Source organism: Sporosarcina oncorhynchi (genome assembly GCF_033304615.1).
Classification (GTDB): Bacteria; Bacillota; Bacilli; order Bacillales_A; family Planococcaceae; genus Sporosarcina; species Sporosarcina oncorhynchi.
The window spans coordinates 2,507,270-2,526,302 of sequence record NZ_CP129118.1 but is presented as its reverse complement, the minus strand read 5'-3'; the positions used below and the strand labels follow the sequence as shown (position 1 = coordinate 2,526,302).

Annotated in this window: 18 protein-coding genes, 2 pseudogenes, 1 riboswitch and 1 other annotated feature; of the genes and pseudogenes, 10 read left to right on the top strand and 10 right to left on the bottom strand. The window is 39.3% G+C overall.

Features of this window, described 5'->3' with window-relative positions; translation table 11 throughout:
• Positions 1 to 413: 413 nt before the first annotated feature.
• The 4 genes from QWT69_RS12370 to QWT69_RS12355 are packed head-to-tail and all read right to left on the bottom strand — an operon-like array spanning position 414 to position 3,408.
• Positions 414 to 1,490: a DUF4097 family beta strand repeat-containing protein gene (locus QWT69_RS12370; RefSeq protein WP_317966083.1), complete on the bottom strand. Its 1,077-nt coding sequence runs from the start codon at positions 1,488 to 1,490 to the stop codon at positions 414 to 416.
• Positions 1,483 to 2,043 (bottom strand): DUF1700 domain-containing protein, encoded by a 561-nt coding sequence (locus tag QWT69_RS12365; RefSeq protein ID WP_317966081.1) that lies wholly within the window; start codon positions 2,041 to 2,043, stop codon positions 1,483 to 1,485. The genes QWT69_RS12370 and QWT69_RS12365 overlap by 8 nt, the downstream gene beginning before the upstream one ends.
• Before the next feature lie 11 nt (positions 2,044 to 2,054).
• Complete coding sequence (locus QWT69_RS12360; RefSeq protein ID WP_317966079.1) at positions 2,055 to 3,092, bottom strand: DUF4097 family beta strand repeat-containing protein; 1,038 nt, start codon at positions 3,090 to 3,092, stop codon at positions 2,055 to 2,057.
• Entirely contained in the window at positions 3,085 to 3,408 is a 324-nt protein-coding gene (locus tag QWT69_RS12355) for a PadR family transcriptional regulator (RefSeq protein ID WP_317966077.1), read from the bottom strand. The genes QWT69_RS12360 and QWT69_RS12355 overlap by 8 nt, the downstream gene beginning before the upstream one ends.
• A gap of 381 nt (positions 3,409 to 3,789) precedes the next feature.
• Between QWT69_RS12355 and QWT69_RS12350 the strand changes: the two genes are divergently transcribed.
• Together QWT69_RS12350 and QWT69_RS12345 are read left to right on the top strand one after the other, a co-directional pair.
• Complete coding sequence (locus QWT69_RS12350) at positions 3,790 to 4,512, top strand: VCBS repeat-containing protein (protein WP_317966075.1); 723 nt, start codon at positions 3,790 to 3,792, stop codon at positions 4,510 to 4,512.
• Positions 4,513 to 4,546: 34 nt separating this feature from the next.
• Positions 4,547 to 4,621 (top strand): annotated as a pseudogene (locus QWT69_RS12345) (ATP-binding protein); the annotation flags it as partial.
• Between the two features lie 109 nt (positions 4,622 to 4,730).
• Here the strand turns inward: QWT69_RS12345 and QWT69_RS12340 are convergent.
• The 4 genes and pseudogenes from QWT69_RS12340 to QWT69_RS12325 all read right to left on the bottom strand — a co-directional run bounded on the left by QWT69_RS12340 (position 4,731) and on the right by QWT69_RS12325 (position 8,104).
• Positions 4,731 to 5,834 (bottom strand): nitric oxide synthase oxygenase, encoded by a 1,104-nt coding sequence (locus QWT69_RS12340; RefSeq protein WP_317966073.1) that lies wholly within the window; start codon positions 5,832 to 5,834, stop codon positions 4,731 to 4,733.
• Positions 5,835 to 5,984: 150 nt separating this feature from the next.
• Positions 5,985 to 6,574, bottom strand: a pseudogene (locus QWT69_RS12335) (branched-chain amino acid transport system II carrier protein).
• Positions 6,516 to 7,286, bottom strand: coding sequence for a branched-chain amino acid transport system II carrier protein (gene brnQ, locus QWT69_RS12330; protein WP_317966071.1), 771 nt, complete (start codon positions 7,284 to 7,286; stop codon positions 6,516 to 6,518). The pseudogene QWT69_RS12335 and the gene brnQ overlap by 59 nt, the downstream one beginning before the upstream one ends.
• Positions 7,283 to 8,104 (bottom strand): YitT family protein, encoded by an 822-nt coding sequence (locus tag QWT69_RS12325; RefSeq protein WP_317966069.1) that lies wholly within the window; start codon positions 8,102 to 8,104, stop codon positions 7,283 to 7,285. The genes brnQ and QWT69_RS12325 overlap by 4 nt, the downstream gene beginning before the upstream one ends.
• 160 nt (positions 8,105 to 8,264) lie before the next feature.
• Positions 8,265 to 8,517: a binding site (T-box leader), on the bottom strand.
• Positions 8,518 to 9,064: 547 nt separating this feature from the next.
• On the opposite strand from QWT69_RS12325, the gene QWT69_RS12320 reads away from it, so the two are divergent.
• The 5 genes from QWT69_RS12320 to arsC all read left to right on the top strand — a co-directional run bounded on the left by QWT69_RS12320 (position 9,065) and on the right by arsC (position 14,908).
• Positions 9,065 to 11,173, top strand: a complete 2,109-nt coding sequence (locus tag QWT69_RS12320) for an MMPL family transporter (protein ID WP_317966067.1) — start codon at positions 9,065 to 9,067, stop codon at positions 11,171 to 11,173.
• Between the two features lie 408 nt (positions 11,174 to 11,581).
• Positions 11,582 to 12,535: a calcium/sodium antiporter gene (locus tag QWT69_RS12315; RefSeq protein ID WP_317966065.1), complete on the top strand. Its 954-nt coding sequence runs from the start codon at positions 11,582 to 11,584 to the stop codon at positions 12,533 to 12,535.
• Positions 12,536 to 12,805: 270 nt separating this feature from the next.
• Complete coding sequence (locus tag QWT69_RS12310) at positions 12,806 to 13,153, top strand: ArsR/SmtB family transcription factor (RefSeq protein ID WP_317966063.1); 348 nt, start codon at positions 12,806 to 12,808, stop codon at positions 13,151 to 13,153.
• A 15-nt stretch (positions 13,154 to 13,168) separates the two neighbouring features.
• Positions 13,169 to 14,467, top strand: a complete 1,299-nt coding sequence (locus QWT69_RS12305; protein WP_317966061.1) for an arsenic transporter — start codon at positions 13,169 to 13,171, stop codon at positions 14,465 to 14,467.
• A gap of 21 nt (positions 14,468 to 14,488) precedes the next feature.
• The gene (gene arsC / locus QWT69_RS12300; RefSeq protein WP_317966059.1) at positions 14,489 to 14,908 is read left to right on the top strand and encodes an arsenate reductase (thioredoxin); all 420 of its coding nucleotides are present in this window, start codon (positions 14,489 to 14,491) and stop codon (positions 14,906 to 14,908) included.
• Between the two features lie 117 nt (positions 14,909 to 15,025).
• Here arsC and dapA read toward each other — a convergent pair whose 3' ends face one another.
• Both dapA and QWT69_RS12290 read right to left on the bottom strand, forming a co-directional pair.
• A complete protein-coding gene (gene dapA / locus QWT69_RS12295; protein ID WP_317966057.1) occupies positions 15,026 to 15,910 on the bottom strand; it encodes a 4-hydroxy-tetrahydrodipicolinate synthase in 885 nt (294 codons plus the stop codon).
• Positions 15,911 to 16,030: 120 nt separating this feature from the next.
• Positions 16,031 to 16,209: riboswitch (Lysine riboswitch) on the bottom strand.
• 141 nt (positions 16,210 to 16,350) lie between these two features.
• Positions 16,351 to 16,650, bottom strand: a complete 300-nt coding sequence (locus QWT69_RS12290; RefSeq protein ID WP_317966055.1) for a cupin domain-containing protein — start codon at positions 16,648 to 16,650, stop codon at positions 16,351 to 16,353.
• A gap of 155 nt (positions 16,651 to 16,805) precedes the next feature.
• On the opposite strand from QWT69_RS12290, the gene QWT69_RS12285 reads away from it, so the two are divergent.
• From QWT69_RS12285 to QWT69_RS12275, 3 genes are all read left to right on the top strand, one after another.
• A complete protein-coding gene (locus tag QWT69_RS12285) occupies positions 16,806 to 17,294 on the top strand; it encodes a hypothetical protein (RefSeq protein ID WP_431312287.1) in 489 nt (162 codons plus the stop codon).
• Positions 17,295 to 17,443: 149 nt separating this feature from the next.
• A complete protein-coding gene (locus tag QWT69_RS12280) occupies positions 17,444 to 18,448 on the top strand; it encodes a YecA family protein (RefSeq protein WP_317966053.1) in 1,005 nt (334 codons plus the stop codon).
• 34 nt (positions 18,449 to 18,482) lie between these two features.
• On the top strand, positions 18,483 to 18,965 hold the full coding sequence (locus tag QWT69_RS12275) for an NUDIX hydrolase (protein WP_317966051.1): 483 nt from the start codon (positions 18,483 to 18,485) through the stop codon (positions 18,963 to 18,965).
• Positions 18,966 to 19,033: the final 68 nt, after the last annotated feature.

The following is a 19,033-nucleotide window of genomic DNA, read 5'->3' as shown; positions in this document are numbered from 1 at the left end:
TAGAGAAGTATGTTTTTGGGGGACTGGACAACCTAAATCAGGCTGTTATAAAATTAAGTTTTTTGAAAAACAAGCGATCCATCATCTAAACTCGGTGAAGGAAAAATGACGAAATGAATGTGAAATCCTTTGTTTATATTGTATTGTATGTTGTTCACCGAAGTCGAGAAACCTAAGGAAACACTGATGTAGCATTATTGCGTTTTAAAAGACATATCCATAGTATGGGAAAAAGACTGTCCCGGTTATTTATGCTTTGGGGCAGTCTAATTTGATTATGAAGCACAATTAATTTCATGATACAATCTTTTCGCTTCACCACTACAACCGATAGTTGAGTTGGAACGTTGTCAACTATTGGTTGTATCGGCTTAGCGGATTTATGAATTTATGAAATCGACTAGGCGAAATGATTATTGTTTTTCTACGATGATCCTGCCGTCATTTGAGGATAAGTCAATTATGTTTTCCCCCGTACCAAATACAGCATGAGACTCCTTTTTACCGAAAATTTTTATACTTCCATTTCTCGCTTGTGCTTGAATTTCGGTATCTATTGGCTCATGATTCGTTTGAATATGAATCTTCCCGTTATGCGTAGAGAAATCAATTGGATGATCAAGTTTGTCAGTGGTTAAATTGATACTGCCGTCATTTGCTTGTGCCAAAAGGGCACCCGTTACGTCCTCTAATTCAATTTTTCCATTACGTGAATCGAGAGAAATGGAATCCGCTGCAACATCTGTTAAACGAATCCGCCCATCATTTGCTTGTAGTTTAAATGTAGTCCCACGCAATGAGTTCGCTGTAATCCGTCCGTTATTTGATTTGACGTTCAATTCATCTGAATGGATTTGCTGCAAGTCGATGGATCCATCTTTTGCTTGTAGTTCAATCGTAGTCCCACTCAATGAGTTCGCTGTAATCCGACCGTTATTTGATTTGACGTTCAATTCATCTGAATGAATTTCCTGTAAGTCGATTGACCCGTCTTTTGCGCTTACTATTATTTTCTTTGCTTTTAATTCACTTGCACTTATTTTTCCATTATTCGCCTTTAAGATCATGTCGTCGGCGTCTAGTTCTTGTACGATGAGCCTTCCATTGTTGGCGTGCACTGCGATCGAATGATAGCTTTTTCTCGGAATATAAATTTTCATACTGGCTGAATTTTGAGCGAGGCCGAAGCTATAGAATTTTTTTGTTTTTTCTTGATAAGAAATCGATAAAGTTGAATTGGTAACCATCGCTGAAAAGTTATCGGTAAGACGATGGCCAGAAACTTCGATGCGTGTATTTTTTTCATTTGTTGGTACGAGTTCAATTTTCCCATCGTTTGTCGAAATCTCGATGTCAGTGAAGTGATCATCTTCAATTTTTTCTGTTAAGGATTCGGGTTTTGCTATGAATTTATAAGTAGCAATACTACCAACAATGCCGATGAGTAAAAGAAGAGAAGCAATTATTGAGAGCCTTTTAATATTAAGCATGTTTGGGTCCTCCTTTTACAAGTTTTGTATTAAATTTCATATAGCGGATGAACCCATTCATGAACCTTTTTGTTGCTAGAGATGTACCGATGGCAATAAAAATGCCAAGCCCACAGAAGACCAATGAATTAAATAAATCAAAAAGCTCAAAAATCTCGGGATAAATTAAGACGTTTATTAAGACAAGAAGAGGTGCCGCTATAAATCCAATACCTGCAACCCAGCCAGACAAAAGAAGCGAGGCTAAGACAAGGAATGGACCAAGTACGATGACGAGGTTAAAGAATCCTAACCCGATGACCGTCCACATGGCTCTCATAAAACTTCCGATTGTTCTATTCGTTTCTGCTTGTTCTATTTGATACGTGGCAGATAGCTCTTTGCCGATTGCCTTTGGCGAGCCAAGAGAGCTTGAGATTTGTTCTTCAGTTTTCCCGTCCAATAACCCAATTGCAAAATATTCCTCATAGTCCTGTATAATTTCATATTGTTCATTTGGCGGCAGTTTTGTTGTGGCAGCCCGTAGTTCTTTTATAAAATGTTCTTTATTCATATCAGCCCTCCTCATATTGACTTTACCGTAATCCGCCCATTTCCTGATCGCAGGCGTATCACGTGTTCGCCGTTGCCAAAAACAGTCCGTGAATTTTGCTCGCCAAAAATATTGATTTTCCCGTTCGCTGTTTTTGCTTGCACAGACACATTTGTCGGTTCGTTTCTCGCTTCAATTTGGATGCTCCCATTATTCGTTTGAAAGTCGATAGGTTGATCGAGATGCGTCGTTTGGAGCGTAATCCGCCCATTCATAGTGGCGCCTGTCAGTGCCCCGTTTACACCTGTTAGTTCAATACGTCCATTATTTGATTTTGTAAAAATCGTTTCTGCATCGATTGTATTCATTTCAATGCGTCCGTTTGCTGTTTTAACATGTATCTGATCGGCTTGAATATTTTGAAGCGCCAATAGTCCATTTCCTGTGCCAGCAGTGAGAGAGGTCGCTGCAATTTCGCGTAATTCAATGCGTCCATTAATCGTTTTTGCAGAAATGGTTTCCCCGAGTATTTTTGTCGCCTCAATGCGTCCATTATTCGATTTCATGATAAATGATTGATAGACTTTTTTAGGTAGCGAAATGTTTACGGTTACTGGTTTAAAATTAAAGTTCAGTAGGACAAACCAGTACCATGAACTTTTTAAGTGGATGAATAGTGTCTCTTCAATTATCTTAGCGTAGAGCGCTAGTTTTTTATGCGCACCGGTAACTTCTACAGTTGTTGTTGTTGTATCATGAGTAGGGCTAATGATAATCGCACCCTGTTGAACGTTAATATCAACGTTTTTAAAATGGCTATTCGTAATGGTGATTAGTTCATTGTTTGGATGTTGTTGTACATCATTATTCATAAATGAATAGGCAGCTAATAAATCTTCAGCGATTTGTACCGGATCGCCAAGTGAAACTGCGATTTCTTGATCTGATTTCCCGTCTGTACGCCCATTTGCAAAGTATTCACAGGTATCTAGTAGAATATCGGTTCGTTCGGCAATTGGTAAACGGTCTAATGCCTTTTCTAATGTGTTAATAAATTGTTCTTCAGTCATTTTTTACACCTTCCTCAATTAATGTATTGACGCCTTCTGTGAATTTCTTCCACTCGTCTAATTGTTCATGTAAATAAGCGCGACCCGTGTCCGTCAATTGGTAATATTTACGGGGAGGGCCTTCTGTTGATTCTTTTAAATAAGTTGTAAAATAACCTTCCTTCGTCAATCGGCGCAGAAGGGGATAAACCGATCCTTCAGAAATAGAGATTTGGTTCGATATTTTTTGGACGAGTTCATAACCGTAACGATCCTGCTTATCAAGAAGCACGAGTACACACAAGTTCAACACGCCTTTTTTGAATTGAACATTCAATGTCACAACACTCCTCTCGATACTGTTCAATGAATAGTACTGGTGTATAGTGAGTACCTATTAACGAGAATATATCATATGGTACTGTTCATTGCAAGGTACTGTTTATTTGAATGAAAAAGGAACTTTTGAATCTTGGAAGATGGCGGTTATAAAATGTAGGAAGTACACCTGTATATATTCCCGCACCCGACACTTGTAGAGTGCGTGGCATGGCATGAGATATAATCATCAATTCATAAAAATTCTCAGCTTCTTAAAGCCTCTTGAGGAAACGTAATTGTTTCTCATAGAGATTTTTTGCATTTTCAGCAGTAGCAAATATCCCTAGAACCCATAGGATAGAAAAGACATTGCTATCAATGGAAAGGGGTCTATAGGATGAATAATAATCATCAATTTAATAGGACATATAGTCGCCCAATGGTTGTTGCACAGGCTATGGGTGACGTGACAGGAGACAAAGTACCGGACCATGTTTATTTAACGGGCACAAAAACAACGGATAGCCCGTTCGTTCAACAGATTACATTACATGTCCGGGATGGCAGAACGGGTGCGCTGACAAGTGTTTCGCTGAAGGAAAATGTTGGGTATAGTCCAGCTTTATTTTTAGGAGATTTTACGGGTAATGGTGTCAATGAAATATTGATCAGCAGCAATACAGGCGGCAGCGGGGGAATTATGAACTATTATATCGTCTCCTATTTGGACAACAAACCGAGGCTGCTCTTCGATTTTGAAGCGTACAACAATCTGTACGAGTATACGATCACTTATCGGGATTATTATAAAGTGGAAGTGATCAGCAAGATGAATAATGAAAAATATATCATCGACATATCCTTAAAAGGTATGGACTATTTGAATGAAATATATGATAGTAGAGGAAAGTTGAAACAACCAATCAGCGGTTTCGTAAATCCGTTAAGCGGCTTATATCCAGTGGATTTTGACGGCAATGGCGTTTATGAGCTATTGGCATTTCAAAAGATCGCAGGCAGATACAATGCGGATTCGTTAGGGTTTATACAAAATACGTTGGGATGGAATGATAATAAGTTTGAATTGCAAAATCAGTATGTAGCTATTTTTGGTTCGTAAAAACTTCTAGTAGTGAGAAATGGTGGCGTTTATGTTGAAGCGACTTGTTATACTAACTGTAGGTAAAACACATAGTGGTAAATCGACGTTTGCGCGTGATTTGGAGAAGTATCCATAGGAATGAAAACAAGAGAAGCACCGCCCATGCAGCGGTGCTTCTCTTGTTTGTTATATATTCATATAAACAATTTCATAGTCGGTACCTACCAAGCTGCCCTTTACGTTTCTTCAGGGTTCTTTTGATGAAAGTAGTTAGGAGTTAAAATATCGTTTTTATAGGGTTTATGGTAAATGTGCGTTGTCGCGGGTGATAGTGGTGGATTAAGCCACGCCCAATTACCAGTAACCGGTCGCCCGTTTTTTAATTCATTTTCTTCGAAAATTTTGAATTGCTTCGCTGCTGTATGATGGTCAACAAGTGTTACACCAGCCTTTTGATAAGAATGAAGCACAGCGATATTTAATTCAATTAACGCTTTGTCAATCCACAGCGATCGATTTGACCTCGTATCTAATCCCATGATCTCTGCAACTTTTGGTAATAAATTATAGCGTTCTTCATCTGCTAAGTTTCTTGCTCCAATTTCGGTCCCCATATACCAACCATTAAACGGAGCCATAGGATAATCGATTCCACCTATCTCTAAACGCATATCGGAAATAATCGGTACGGCATACCATTTAATGCCTAGTGTTTTAAAATCATCATATTGTGGATGGGTTATTTTCACTTCTTTAACTACTTCATTTGGAATTTCAAATAACTCAGGTCTTTTTCCTGACTCCTGAATGACTAGTGGGAGAATATCGAAAGGGGTCTTATTTCCTTTCCACCCCATTTGTTCGCACATCTTTGTCAACTTGATGGAAGTTGAGTCACCAATTACTTGGTCTTCATCTTGAAATCCTGCATAACGCAGTAATTGATGGTTCCAAATTCGAATAGGGTCTTCTCCGTTGTTCCTAGGTGCAAAAACTGTAATTGTAGATTGGATTTTGCCATCATTTGTTGCACTATCAATATGCGCTAGTAATTTCTCGAAAGCACCTTCTGCAGTCGTTACATTTCGTGCATCGTTAACGTGTAACGTATTCCAAAGTAGTCGTCCAATACAACGGTTGCTATTACGCCAAGCCATTTTTGCGCCGTGTGTTAACTCCGAAATCGTATGAGAATAAGTGCCAGTACTCCTAATTTCATTTTCGATTTCTTCCATTCGTTTCATTTGAATTTCTTTGGATAGCCCAAGTTCATCGTAACAAGTCGTTATAAAATGTGTTGCTTCCATTAGCAAATTAGTAGTAGCTGCAGATTGAACCATTGACATCAACTCCATCTAGTAAAAGTAACATGAATATATGACTAAGAAACTAAAATGTTTGTCCATTTATTGAACCTTTATTTATCGAAGGTGTGGATCAGGCTTGAAAAGCTGAAAAAATGATACATATTATGAATACGGTATGTACATTCAATCAATTACTAGCTGTTTGAACTTATCTATTCCGAAACCAATCAAGGTAGCAATAAACGCTGGTAAAGCCCAGCCCAATCCATGTTCAAAAAATTGGGCAACGCCTAGCAAATGGGTCAAAAAGTCAAACTTATAACCAATACTTGTCGAAACCTGATATAACGCATAAATTGATGTCACTACTACCGAAAGCCGGTACATCATCTTTCCTCCACCTGCAAAATGTTGAAATAAAGAAAGGATAACCAAGACAATGGAGATGGGGTAAATAAATACCAATAGTGGTGTTGCCAATTTCAGAATTAAGGTCAATCCTAAATTAGACACCATCAAACCGATTAATACAAAATAGCGACATATGTCCGGTAATGAATCTTTGGATAAATTTCGTTGAAAAATCTTGAACAGGCGTTAATAAGACCTACACAAGTTGTCAGACATGCAAGAATTACTATTAAACCGAATAAAAGACTACCACCGCTTGCAAACAATAAGTTTGCTGCTTCAGCTAATAATTCTGCTCCATTTTCATAACCATTCCCTTTTGGTATAACCTTGCCGATCCATCCTAAGTAGAAATAAAACAATGGCCAGTCCTAAGCCAGCTATAAAGGCAGCTCCAAATGTCCCTTTAACCAACTCCGACTTAGATTTCGCACCTTTATCTTTCAGGGCGTTAATCACGACAATCCCGAACGCCAGCGCTGCGACAGCATCCATTGTGAAATAGCCTTCCAGGAATCCTTTAACGAATGGGGCTGTTGCATAATCTCCTTTCGCGCTAGAGGAAATGTTATCAAATTTCATAAAAGCCTGGACAACAAGCACACTTAAAACCAGCAATAAAATAGGCGTTAATAACTGACCGATTCGATCGACAATTTTTTTAGGATTCAAGCTGATAAAATAAGTTAAACCAAAAAATACGATAGAAAATGCCAGCAGCGGGAGCCAGCCGTGAAGGTCAAAGAGTTGTTTGAATCCCAACTCATAAGCGACATTCGAAGCCCGGGGAATGCCATACATTGCTCCGATAGACATATAGATGATAATTGAAAAAACAATGCCGAAAACAGCGTGTACGCGGTTACCCATAGATAATAGTCCGTTGTCAGACAAGGCGATTGCCATGATCGCCATGAACGGGAGCAGGACTCCTGTAATGAGGAAACCGGCAATTGCCGGACCAAAGTTAGCACCGGACTCTAAACCGAGCTGGGGTGGAAAGATTAGATTTCCAGCCCCGAAAAATAAAGAGAAAAGCATAAATCCCGCAAAAAATACATTTTTCCTACTCATCCTAATCCCTCCTGTTTTTTAGCGAAAAGACCATCTACCTCAACGGTTTCGAATATATTGATAAATGCAGTCTCGTCATAGTGGCGCACAATTTCTTTAACTTGTAATAATTCATATCGAGTAACGACGGTCATTAGAATATGCTTCTTTTCCTTTGAAAACCCCCCGTAACCTTCCGTGATTGTAATACCCCGATAGATCGATTTCAATAAATCATCCCGAATTATTTCTCCTTTTGAAGTGATAATCTGCATCGTTAATTTGACGTGATTTGTATGAATGGCATCTATCATTTTACCGGTTATATAAATGGATAAAAGAGTATACAAGGCGATATTCCAGTCGAACGCGAAACTTGAAATCAGAACGATGATGCCATTCATACCCGTTAAGAGCAGACCAATACTAAAGTTACTTGTTCGGGAAACGATAATTGCGATAATATCCAATCCCCCAGAAGTACCGGAGTATTTTAAAATTAGGCCAACACCCATGCCACCTATCATTCCTCCAAAGATTGTGGACAGCAGAATGTTATCTGTCAAAGGAACGACAGGCAATACATACAAGAAGCCGGAAAGCGAGATGACACAAATCAATGTATTGATGGTTATCTGCTTTCCAAGTTTGAAGTACCCTAAAATTATCAAAGGTAAATTCAGTAATAAATTTAATAAACCAATGTCAAAGGGTGTAATTAACCCTATCATAATTGCTATTCCACTTATCCCGCTGCTTAAAATTCCATAGGGAACCAAAAAGAAATTAAAGGCGAACGCAACAATCAATGACCCTATGATCACAACTAAATTTTTCATGCCCTTTCGACCCCCTGAATAAAAAGATAATGTTGTTTGCTGGTGCTTGTAAAATCGACTTAAGTGCTTTCTGTGGATGGTATAAATTCTGCATAACGGGCGTTACATACAACATTAATTTGTTTGTTGTAATTTTTTGCATTAAAAAAACTCGCCCCTAAATAGGGACGAGTTTGTGCTCGCGATACCACCCATGTTCCGAAAGTTCCATAAAAAGAAGAACTAATCCGGCTCTTAGTCAACGTACAAATATACGTGTTCCATGTAACGGTGGAAATCCGGCAAAGTTTACTATTTTCAACTTTGCATCTCGGAGATGATGTTCGGATAAAATCTGTCCGTCGACTTTCACCTAACGCCGACTCTCTGGGGAACAGGTTCCTTATCGTACTTTTTCTCGTCACTGATTATTATTTATACAATATAACTTAGCAGACAACGATTAGAAAAGTCAACACTCTTTAAAAAAACACAAAAGAATTCTTGAAATGCCATTTTTCAATCAAGTAAAAAAAGTTATCTAGTTCGCCCTAGCCATTGCGATCGTTCAACTCGTTATTGAATGTCGCAGCGGAAACAATCGTTGGTAAAGTAAAAGGCTACCGTGACAGCATTCTGATAATAAGAAACGAATCTCCCTTTCCTGTAACCTCTCGTTAATGTTGCGTTCATATTGGTCATTTAAGGTAAAGGTATCACATGAAGAAGACTGGGGGAAATCTTTATGCCGGATAAATGGAGTTTATGTCTGATTCGTATTGCATCACTAGTTGGATTAGCTGGATATCAATTATCAGTTCAATCGACCTTACAACAGGAATGAGACTGCAATTTTTGAAGCCTGTTGATGTAAATGAATTGCTGAACTATTTACTTATATTTTGGGGAGACAATGTTGCTTGTCATTTGTGGTTTGTTAGTTAGGAATGCATTTTTAACTGGGAAGGGCGGAAAACGTTGATGAATAAGGGAAAACGTATATGGTGGTTGTCTGTAAGTATTTGGGTAGCGTTAACAGTTATCCTATCAGGACTTGCACCAGGAGCAAAGGAGTTCGTACAGTCCAATAAAGATGCAGGACTCCCAGCAGATGCTGAATCAATTATTGCGGATCGGCAGATAGAGAAATACTTCCCGTCCGAGGGAGGGATGCCGTTATTTGCAGTATTCCATAATGAAGATGGATTGACTGAAGAAGACATCCTAAGCTACGCTGAGGTGCTTGAATCACTTGAAACGGATACATCTTACGGGACAGTGGAAGTCATACCGTTAACTGAACTAAAACCTGAGCAACGCGCATCATTTTTAGCGGAAAACGGAAAAACATTCTTTGTTCCGATAACAATGCCTAAAGAACTGGAAGGAAAAGAGTTACATGCGTTAGTAGATTCCATAAAAAATGAGGCGGCCGAAAAGATAGATGGCAATGTTGAAGTATCATGGACTGGACCTGCGGGAATTGCAGCAGACGCAATTGAGCTATTCAGTCAAGCTGACCTTGTGTTGTTATTGTCCACAATTGGTTTGATATTAGTATTGTTGCTCGTTATCTATAGATCGCCTTTGCTAACGCTGATTCCACTTATTGGAGCCGCAATTGTATATGCGGTTGTAGATCGAGTCATTGGTTTATCGGCATCTGCAGGTTGGTTTACCGTTGAAAGCCAAGCGCTCTCAATCATGACCATCTTATTATTTGCGGTTGTGACTGACTATTCATTACTTATCTTCTCACGCTATCGTGAAGAATTGAAAAAGCATGAGTCCGTCAATGAGGCCATGCGGGAAACAATGCGTCACGTTCGAGAACCAATCTTCTTTAGTGGAAGTACAATCGTTTTAGGTATGGCGACGTTATTCTTTTCGATTTACGAGCCTTATCGTAACTTTGCACCTGTATTTGCAATTGCCGCTGCAACGATGTTGATTGCAGGACTCACGTTATTACCAGCGCTCTTTGCGTTAGTTGGTCGAAAAGCGTTTTGGCCAATCATACCGAAGTACGGAGACGAAACGGTGGAAAAGAAGACGATATGGAGAAAAGTAGCAAATATCGTTACGAAAAAGCCATTGTTATTTATGATTCCGATAATGCTTTTACTTCTATTAGGAGCATGGAATGTTACAAACATTGAAGAATCTTTTGACATGATTGAATCCTTCCCAGAGGATCTTTCCTCCCGTGTCGGATATGAGCATTTAGGGAATTCGTTTTCTCAAGGAAGTTTAGCACCCGGTACTTTGTTATTTGTATCTGATGAAAAAATCGACATGACAAATCTTATGAAGGTCGTCGAAGACATTGAAAGTATGACAGGCATCGACGAAGTAACAGTTCAAAGTAATCCGGTTACTGAAGATGGTAAGAACGCGAAGTTCTCTGTGACGTTTACCGGAAATCCATATGATACAAAAGCATTTGAAACTGTACTTGAGCTCCGTAATGAAAGCGATGAAATGCTGAATGATGCTGGCTTAGTGGATACGAAGTTATTTATTGCAGGTGAAAGTGCGAAAAATACAGACTTACGAGACATTAACAACCGGGATACTTGGTTTGTGATGATTGCAATGACTGTACTAATCACGATTATGTTAGGTTTGCAGACACGCTCCATCATTGCACCTGTTTACATGATGGGGACAATCTTGTTGTCTTATGCTGCGACCCTTGGTTTATCTATGATGTTGTTTGCTATATTTTTAGATTTGGAGACACTTAGTTATCGAATACCGATGTATGCTTTTGTCTTCCTTGTTGCGTTAGGTGTCGATTATTCAATTATGTTGATTGCGCGGATACGGGAAGAGTTAAAAGCTTACCCGTTTGAAGAGGCGGTACGTCGCGGAGTTGAAAAAACAGGGGGCGTTATCAGCTCTGCAGGATTGATTTTAGCGGCGACGTTCTTAGTGCTAGCAACAATGCCTATTTATGAATTGAAGTTGTTCGGGATTATAATGGCAATCGGTATTTTGATTGACACATTTATTGTCCGTCCACTTCTTATTCCAGCTATATTGATGGTGCTTGGGAAGTGGAGTTTTTGGCCGAAGAGAATACAATAGAACAACTCTCGGTTAAGTGTCATTAGACCGTAAACAAAAGGAATGGAAATCGATTCGATTTTCATTCCTTTTGTCATTTTAATATAAATTGTTCTAGTATGAAATTGCCTCAATTTTAGTGGGGAAGCAAAAGAACAAGTGATTATGGCAATCCAATGATTTTATAGTTTGTCTACAATCTGAGGCACTGCATACGCCGATGTTTCATTCATCGGATTAGAAGTATCTTTTTGAGTTTAGGGTATAGTAAAATTGACAAGCGAGGTAGAATGTTTGATTTGTAAGTTCATGTACGATTATGCTGCCTCTTAAAGAGAAAGAAGACAAGATGGATACTTTGCGTTGGATATGTAGAGTAATTCAGAAAAAAAGCGAAAATATATAAATGTGATAGGGGAAAACAAATCAATGATCTATATTTTATTACTTGTCGGATTTGCATTATTAATAAAAGGTGCCAATTATTTTGTCGATGGATCATCCAATATTGCAAGATTGCTCCGCGTTCCGCCAATATTAATCGGATTAACAATTGTGGCTTTTGGAACTAGTTCTCCAGAAGCTACTGTCAGTATTATTGCAGCACTGGAAGGAACTGCAGATGTTGCAGTGGGAAACGTAGTTGGCAGCAATATATTTAACATTACACTCGTTGTTGGAATGGCTGCTATTTTCTATCCTTTGAAGGTTGGAAGTGAAACAATAAGAAAAGAAATTCCATTTACCTTACTGGCAAGTGTGACGTTGCTTGTTCTTATGAGTGACTTTGCCTTGCAGGGGTTCAGCAGCAATATGATTACACGTGGTGATGGAATCATCCTATTATTATTTCTGTCAATATTTATGTATTATGTTATTGAAATTGGCTTGAAGAGTCGAAAGAAGGCATCGAACGAACCAATCCCTGCAAATATCAACTGGGGTAAAAATATCATAATTACCGTGTTGGGGTTGGCAGCAATTATAGTTGGAGGGAATCTAGTAGTAGAGAATGGGACGAAAATCGCCTATTCACTTGGCATGAGTGAAACATTAGTTGGACTGACGATTATCGCCATAGGAACATCTCTTCCTGAACTTGTCACATCGATTACAGCTGCATTGAAAAAAGAAAGTGAAATTGCGCTTGGGAATATAGTGGGGAGTAATATTTTCAATATTCTATTCGTACTTGGTGCTTCCTCGGTCATTTCTCCATTAGCGGTAAATGATAAGGTATTAACAGATGTTGTGTTTATGATTGTCCTAACTGTTGTATTATTCGTTTTTTCCAGGACTGGATTCAAAATTGGAAAGCGAGAAGGAATAGTGCTTGTCGTCGTCTATCTTATTTACTTAGTGTATATTATTTTGCGGAATTAAATAAATGACTCGAATGTTTTTAGTTAATACGAAAATGGGATTTTATACTACATTTGTATTAAAGGATTGATGTGTTACTAAAAAGATTTGTGAATAAGGGTTATGAGAAATCTACCTTATTTGAACTACCTAACAGATGAATTTAGAAAAATGATGAAGAATGACAAAGCGCTGGCCATGTGGAATCAGCGTTTTGTTTTTTCTTTGTAATGCTTACTTGACTATATAAGCATATGCTTATATAGTTTTACTAAGAAGGAGAGATATTCAATGAATACGACAGAATCGATTGATATTCAACAGGCGTCACAATTATTAAAGTTACTCGGCGATCCAACTCGTTTGACGATGATGAAGTTGCTCCAATCACACGAATGTTGTGTGTGTGAATTTGTGGAGATCTTTAAAATGAGCCAACCGGCCATTAGCCAGCATTTGCGTAAACTTAGGGATAGTAAGTTAGTTCAAGAAGAACGTAGAGGACAATGGATTTTCTTCTCGATCAATGAAAGTCATGAGGATTATCCATTTGTTAAAAGCATTCTGGAACATCTTCCAGACCAGAGTGAGTCAATCACTGATTTAAAAACACAAGGACTTCGAGTTTGTTGTGAATAGAGAGGGGAAAGTCCATTGGTTTCAGCTATAACAGCATCATTAATTTTTATCATTACACTTCTTTTTGTTATATGGCAGCCTAAAAATCTCTCGATTGGTTGGTCTGCATGTATTGGTGCCCTCATTGCATTGGTAGTAGGAGTTGTAAATTTCCAGGACGTCATTGACGTAACAGGCATTGTCTGGAATGCAACACTTGCGTTTATCGCTATCATTATTATTTCTTTAATCTTAGACGAAATCGGTTTCTTCGAGTGGTCTGCCCTACATATGGCGAGATTAGCCAAAGGTAGCGGACTTCGTATGTTTATTTACGTCAGTATTTTAGGAGCGATCGTTGCAGCATTATTCGCAAATGACGGAGCTGCGCTGATCTTAACGCCAATTGTGCTTGCAATGGTACGAAATTTGAATTTTAGTGAAAAAATGATTTTCCCTTTCATCATGGCCAGTGGGTTTATTGCAGATACAACCTCGTTGCCATTAGTCGTAAGTAACTTAGTTAACATTGTTTCGGCAGACTTTTTCGGGATTGGCTTTGTCGAATATGCATCTCGAATGATTGTCCCGAATTTATTTGCATTGGTGGCGAGTGTTTTAGTGCTTTTGCTATTCTTTCGCAAAAGCATTCCTAAAAACTATGAAGTATCCGATTTGAAACAACCAAAGGATGCGATCAAAGATAAAAAAATGTTCCGATTTGCGTGGGTCATATTAAGCGTATTACTTATCGGGTATTTCTCTAGTGGTTTTACAGGACTTCCTGTTTCGGTTATTGCTGGAATTACGGCTATATTCTTCATAATTATGGCGCAAAGAAGTCCTGCTGTTGAAACGAAACAAGTGTTAAAAGATGCACCTTGGGCTATCGTTTTCTTCTCTATTGGCATGTATGTTGTCGTCTACGGATTGCGTAATGTGGGCTTAACGAGTGTCTTAGGCGATGTCATTCAACTGGCGGCCAATCAGGGGCTCTTTGTTGGAACGATTTCGATGGGCTTTATTGCAGCAATTCTGTCGTCAATTATGAATAATATGCCGACAGTCATGATAAATGCGTTAGCGATTTCAGAAACGAATACAACCGAGCCCATTCGTGAGGCCTTAATTTATGCAAATATCATCGGGTCTGATTTAGGTCCGAAAATTACACCAATCGGTTCTTTGGCTACGTTACTTTGGCTACATGTTTTATCTCAAAAAGGGATAAAGATATCCTGGGGACGCTATTTTAAAATCGGGATTTTGTTAACCGTTCCTACGCTTTTGATCACTCTAATCGGACTGTATGTATGGCTGTCATTTATTCAATAAACAACAAAGGGGATATGCATCATGTCTAAAAAGACACTTTATTTCTTATGTACGGGAAACTCATGTCGCAGCCAAATGGCTGAAGGATGGGGTAAAAAGTATCTTAGTGAAGAGTGGACTGTGCTAAGTGCTGGAATTGAAGCGCATGGTGTCAATCCAAGTGCTGTTAAAGCGATGCATGAAGCGGATGTTGATATTTCGACTCAAACATCCGACATTATTGATTTGGAAATTTTGAATGATGCAGATTTTATCGTCACGCTTTGTGGAGATGCCGCTGATAAGTGTCCGACGATGCCAACCACTACTAAACGAGCTCATTGGGGTTTTGATGATCCTGCGAAGGCAGAAGGAACAGAGGATGAGAAGTGGGCAGTTTTTGAACGTGTACGGGATGAAATTGGTGCTAGAATTGAAAAGTTTGCTAAAACGGGTGAATAAGAGGCTAGCTGTGCATACAGAATTCTTTTCAGTAGTTCTCAAGTGGAGACTTATGTAAAACGTCAAAGAACCCGTCTTGTATTGACGGGTTCCTATCATATGTTTGTTCAAATTATTTTAAATGGCCATCTCGTCATAGATTGGCAGTGCTTGCTGCAGAGAATGCAATTGCTCTTGATCGAGTGGAATCATTGGTAGGCGTACGCCGCCGACTGGGATCCCTTTTAGCTTCAATGCTGCCTTCGTCGGTGAAGGGTTCGGGGCTGCGAAAAGTGCTTTCATGATTGGCAATAGTCTCCGGTGCTCTTTGGACGCGCCACGGGTGTTGCCTCTTTTGAAGTTTCCGATCATCGTCTGCATCTCGTTTCCGATAATATGAGCTGCGACCGAAACGACGCCGGCACCGCCGATTGCCAACACTGGAAGCGTTAGCGCATCATCTCCGCTGTATAACGAAAAATTTTCCGGTGTCCGGTCAATGATTTCAGCCATTGTATCCAGTTTGCCGCTCGCTTCTTTAATTGCGACGATATTTGGAAGCTGGGATAGTCGGACAATTGTATCCACTTCCATATTGACGACACTTCTTCCGGGAATGTTATATAGCATAATCGGCAATGAAGTAGTATCGGCAATTGTTTTAAAATGCTGATACATCCCTTCCTGGCAAGGGTTATTATAATAAGGTGTCACAAGCATAATCGCATTTACTCCTGCATCTTCTGCAGCCAATGTCAGTTCGATCGATTCCCTAGTGTTATTAGAGCCTGTTCCTGCAATCACGGGGATTCTTCCATCTACGATAGATACTGTAAACTTGAACAATTCTATTTTCTCTTTGTTCGTCAAAGTAGGAGATTCTCCTGTCGTGCCAGAAATGACGAGCCCATCTGTTCCATTGGTGATTAAATGATTGATCAAGTTCTTTGTCGCAGGGTAGTCAATTTCACCTTGTCTGTTAAAAGGAGTTACCATAGCTGTTACAATTTGTCCGAAATTCATAATTCTCCACATCCTATCATTTTATTAAAAAACAAGAGGGTGGAGGGCGAGTGATAATTGAACGCAAAAAGCTACAACGAGGGCTCGTTGTAGCAGTTGAAATAATAAATTATTTCTTTTGCATAAGATAGCCCTCCATATAGTTTCCTATATGACAATCCTGAATTTGTTCAACCCAGAACCAGCTTCAAGACAAATGAGCGTCTCTCCACTTCGGCAAATTCCCCTTTCCACAATCTTCATCGGATCTCATCATCCTCTGATTGTCTACTGATGGTCTTTGCGCCTCTATCCTTACTTCAAAACTTGCGAAATAAGTGAATGTTTAATTACTCACACTTTACCTGCTATCGATTAATATTGCAAGAGTTATATTTTTAAAAATGAAAAAAAACACTGAATTTGCTGTAGAAATGTAGCCAGTAATTAGGACTAAAACGTTATGGCTTCACTTGAATAAGCAATAAATCGGTATCTTCCAATGCATGTAAAGAATGTTTTTCAAGAGGAGCCATCTGCAAGAGATTTTCGGGAGTGACGAAGACTTCTTCGCCTTCGATTGTAAATCGGACTTTGCCTCTGCGTACGATGATGAATGCCTCGTTTTTAGAATCATGTTCTTTGATTTCTTCCCCTGCGCGCAACTGGATATTCGTTAGTGACGCATTTTCTACAGAAGCTACTTTCCCTACGTGTTTTGAATTATCATTCAGCGTGTACTCTGTTTCAAATAGATTCATGGAATTCTCCTTTCAAAAGTATATAGTGTAGCTAATTCCAGCTTACCATGAATAGTTGCAGTTTTCTTTTTAAGTACCATGGCGATTGTGAACATCCTATTGGAAATATGCATACTATAACTAGGCATGGGCTTAACTAATGGAGGTTTTGACTGATGGATTTTCGTTCTTTTAGTGGTAAAGTAATTATGATTAATGATTTTTTTGTAATGCAAAACGATCCTGATGTAGGTTGCTTTAAATTATTCACGATCGATAATGGAAATGGTTCAGTCGTGAATTTCGTCGTTGAACCGACGACGTACTTCGTGAACCATGTGAATGTGAAAGTAGGGGATCGTGTTACCGGTTTTTATGATATTAATGTGCCGGTACCGATGATCTATCCACCTCAATATCGTGCAGCAGTCATGGCGAAAGAACATAAGGATGAATTTGTAGCCGTCAGCTTCTTTAATCGGCAACTCATAAGCAGTGATGGTAGTTTGCAGTTGAATATTAATAGCAGAACACCCATCTTACTTGAAAATGGGCAAACTTTTTCAGGTAGTCCCGTCAACCGCAATTTGATCGTCGTTTATAGTACGACGACAAGGAGTATACCTGCACAGACAACGCCTAAACAAATTGTTGTCATGTGCTAGTCTAGTCATGGTAAAGAGCCTATCCAATCAAAGTCTTTGATTGATAGGCTTTTTGCATGCAAGGTCGTAAGAAAATAGCGACAGTTTAACGTTTGGGCAACTAGTGATAAACTAAAAGAGGAAATCTATTAGGCAAGGAAGTGTTTGTAATGGTCGGACGAAATGATAAATGCCCGTGTGGCAGTGGCAAGAAATATAAGAAATGTTGTGAGTCGAAACAGACGATCACGATAGAAGAAGTGACAACAGAAGAACTTGAAAGGGTTCTTCAAACGTTTTACGAGGAATATCCGGAACGCAAAGATCTTCAGGAATACTTGGATATTGCAAATGGCTGGAAACGAGAGCTGAAAACGTATTACATGGAGGAAATGATTGAAGCAATCGTCATGGATGAATTCTTCTTCAATCATCGCCCGGATATTTGGCAAGGTTATTTGGAAAAGCAAAAGAAAAAAATTCTGCGGCCTTCTGTTTTACGTGTACTAGATGATTGGCAAGAACCCCGTGCCTTTATCGGGGAAGTGATAGATGTAGATGATGCGTCAATGACGGTCCGTATGATTTTGACAGATGAAGTAATTAAGCTCCGCCGTGAGAGTGAAAAACCTGTGCCGGTCGGTGTACATGTGTACTGCTTCATCCTACCGGATGGCACTCGTAATGAAGAGCAATATTTAGCTGTCTCAAGTCTGATTTTCTTCCCGACAGACCATAAACAAGTGTTTGCAGATTTTGTAAACTTGTTTAAAGAGCATAAAGGACAAGCTGTTCAACTCTTCATGAAAGACCAGGCATTGACGTTCTGGAAGATGCTTGGTGAAGATCACTATGAAGGCGGTGAATTCACGAATTTCGAGGCCGGTGTATTATTGTCTATCCTAGAGTTTCTAGAGAGGCAGAACATCCAATCCGAAGAATTAGTAGAGTTTGTCGAAGACTTTCTAGTCGAGCAACAACCGAACGCTCGTAAAGAAGTTGCCATTGCAGCTGGCGCAATCCGTTTCGGGCAAGAGAAAGGATTTTACGAACCGCTTGACATGACGTTGAAAGATATCGCAGAATGGTTTGAAGTATCGCCTTCTTCTATGAATAAGTATTATAAAGAATTACTGGAGTATGATGAGCAAAAAAGTGAGTTAACAACTCAGTGAAAAGTAAATTGTGATTAGCAAAGGGGATGGGGATATGGCAATGCCGACGCATATCGTGGCATGTGGGGGACTTGTAAAAGATCAAAACGGGAATATCCTGTTAGTTAAGACGGAGCATCAGGGGTGGGTGTTTCCAGGTGGACAAGTGGAAGTCGGAGAGAACTTGATCGACAGGGTTGTTCGAGAGGTAAAAGAGGAAAGTGGAATCGATATAGAGGTCATTCAAATGATCGGTGTATATTCGAATACCGGAATATATAAATGGTATGACGGCGTGACGGATGTCCCGACGAAGGTCATGTTTGACTTCATGTGCAAGCCGGTAGGTGGAGAGTTATGTACATCCGAAGAAACATCTGACTGTCGATGGGTGCCAGAAGGAGAAGCGCTCGATTACATCACATCCCCTCCTATTCGAGAGAGGTTTAACAAGTATTTGGAGTTCGATGGGAAAGTGGAGTACATGGAATATGTCACGCATCCAGAATTCGAAGTGAAGCACAGTAGGAAAGTGTAAGTGTGTTTTAAAGTGTTAAAGTCACGCTGATTAAAAACCATTTTTGCGAATGTCTTAAACATAATTGA

What these genes read in the sequence shown, in the direction of transcription:
- QWT69_RS12370 (WP_317966083.1), bottom strand. Translation starts at nt 1,490, where the DNA reads ATGCTTAATATTAAAAGGCTCTCAATAATTGCTTCTCTTCTTTTACTC.
- QWT69_RS12365 (WP_317966081.1), bottom strand. Translation starts at nt 2,043, where the DNA reads ATGAATAAAGAACATTTTATAAAAGAACTACGGGCTGCCACAACAAAA.
- QWT69_RS12360 (WP_317966079.1), bottom strand. Translation starts at nt 3,092, where the DNA reads ATGACTGAAGAACAATTTATTAACACATTAGAAAAGGCATTAGACCGT.
- QWT69_RS12350 (WP_317966075.1), top strand. Translation starts at nt 3,790, where the DNA reads ATGAATAATAATCATCAATTTAATAGGACATATAGTCGCCCAATGGTT.
- QWT69_RS12340 (WP_317966073.1), bottom strand. Translation starts at nt 5,834, where the DNA reads ATGGTTCAATCTGCAGCTACTACTAATTTGCTAATGGAAGCAACACAT.
- brnQ (WP_317966071.1), bottom strand. Translation starts at nt 7,286, where the DNA reads ATGAGTAGGAAAAATGTATTTTTTGCGGGATTTATGCTTTTCTCTTTA.
- QWT69_RS12325 (WP_317966069.1), bottom strand. Translation starts at nt 8,104, where the DNA reads ATGAAAAATTTAGTTGTGATCATAGGGTCATTGATTGTTGCGTTCGCC.
- QWT69_RS12320 (WP_317966067.1), top strand. Translation starts at nt 9,065, where the DNA reads ATGAATAAGGGAAAACGTATATGGTGGTTGTCTGTAAGTATTTGGGTA.
- QWT69_RS12315 (WP_317966065.1), top strand. Translation starts at nt 11,582, where the DNA reads ATGATCTATATTTTATTACTTGTCGGATTTGCATTATTAATAAAAGGT.
- QWT69_RS12310 (WP_317966063.1), top strand. Translation starts at nt 12,806, where the DNA reads ATGAATACGACAGAATCGATTGATATTCAACAGGCGTCACAATTATTA.
- arsC (WP_317966059.1), top strand. Translation starts at nt 14,489, where the DNA reads ATGTCTAAAAAGACACTTTATTTCTTATGTACGGGAAACTCATGTCGC.
- dapA (WP_317966057.1), bottom strand. Translation starts at nt 15,910, where the DNA reads ATGAATTTCGGACAAATTGTAACAGCTATGGTAACTCCTTTTAACAGA.
- QWT69_RS12290 (WP_317966055.1), bottom strand. Translation starts at nt 16,650, where the DNA reads ATGAATCTATTTGAAACAGAGTACACGCTGAATGATAATTCAAAACAC.
- QWT69_RS12285 (WP_431312287.1), top strand. Translation starts at nt 16,806, where the DNA reads ATGGATTTTCGTTCTTTTAGTGGTAAAGTAATTATGATTAATGATTTT.
- QWT69_RS12280 (WP_317966053.1), top strand. Translation starts at nt 17,444, where the DNA reads ATGGTCGGACGAAATGATAAATGCCCGTGTGGCAGTGGCAAGAAATAT.
- QWT69_RS12275 (WP_317966051.1), top strand. Translation starts at nt 18,483, where the DNA reads ATGGCAATGCCGACGCATATCGTGGCATGTGGGGGACTTGTAAAAGAT.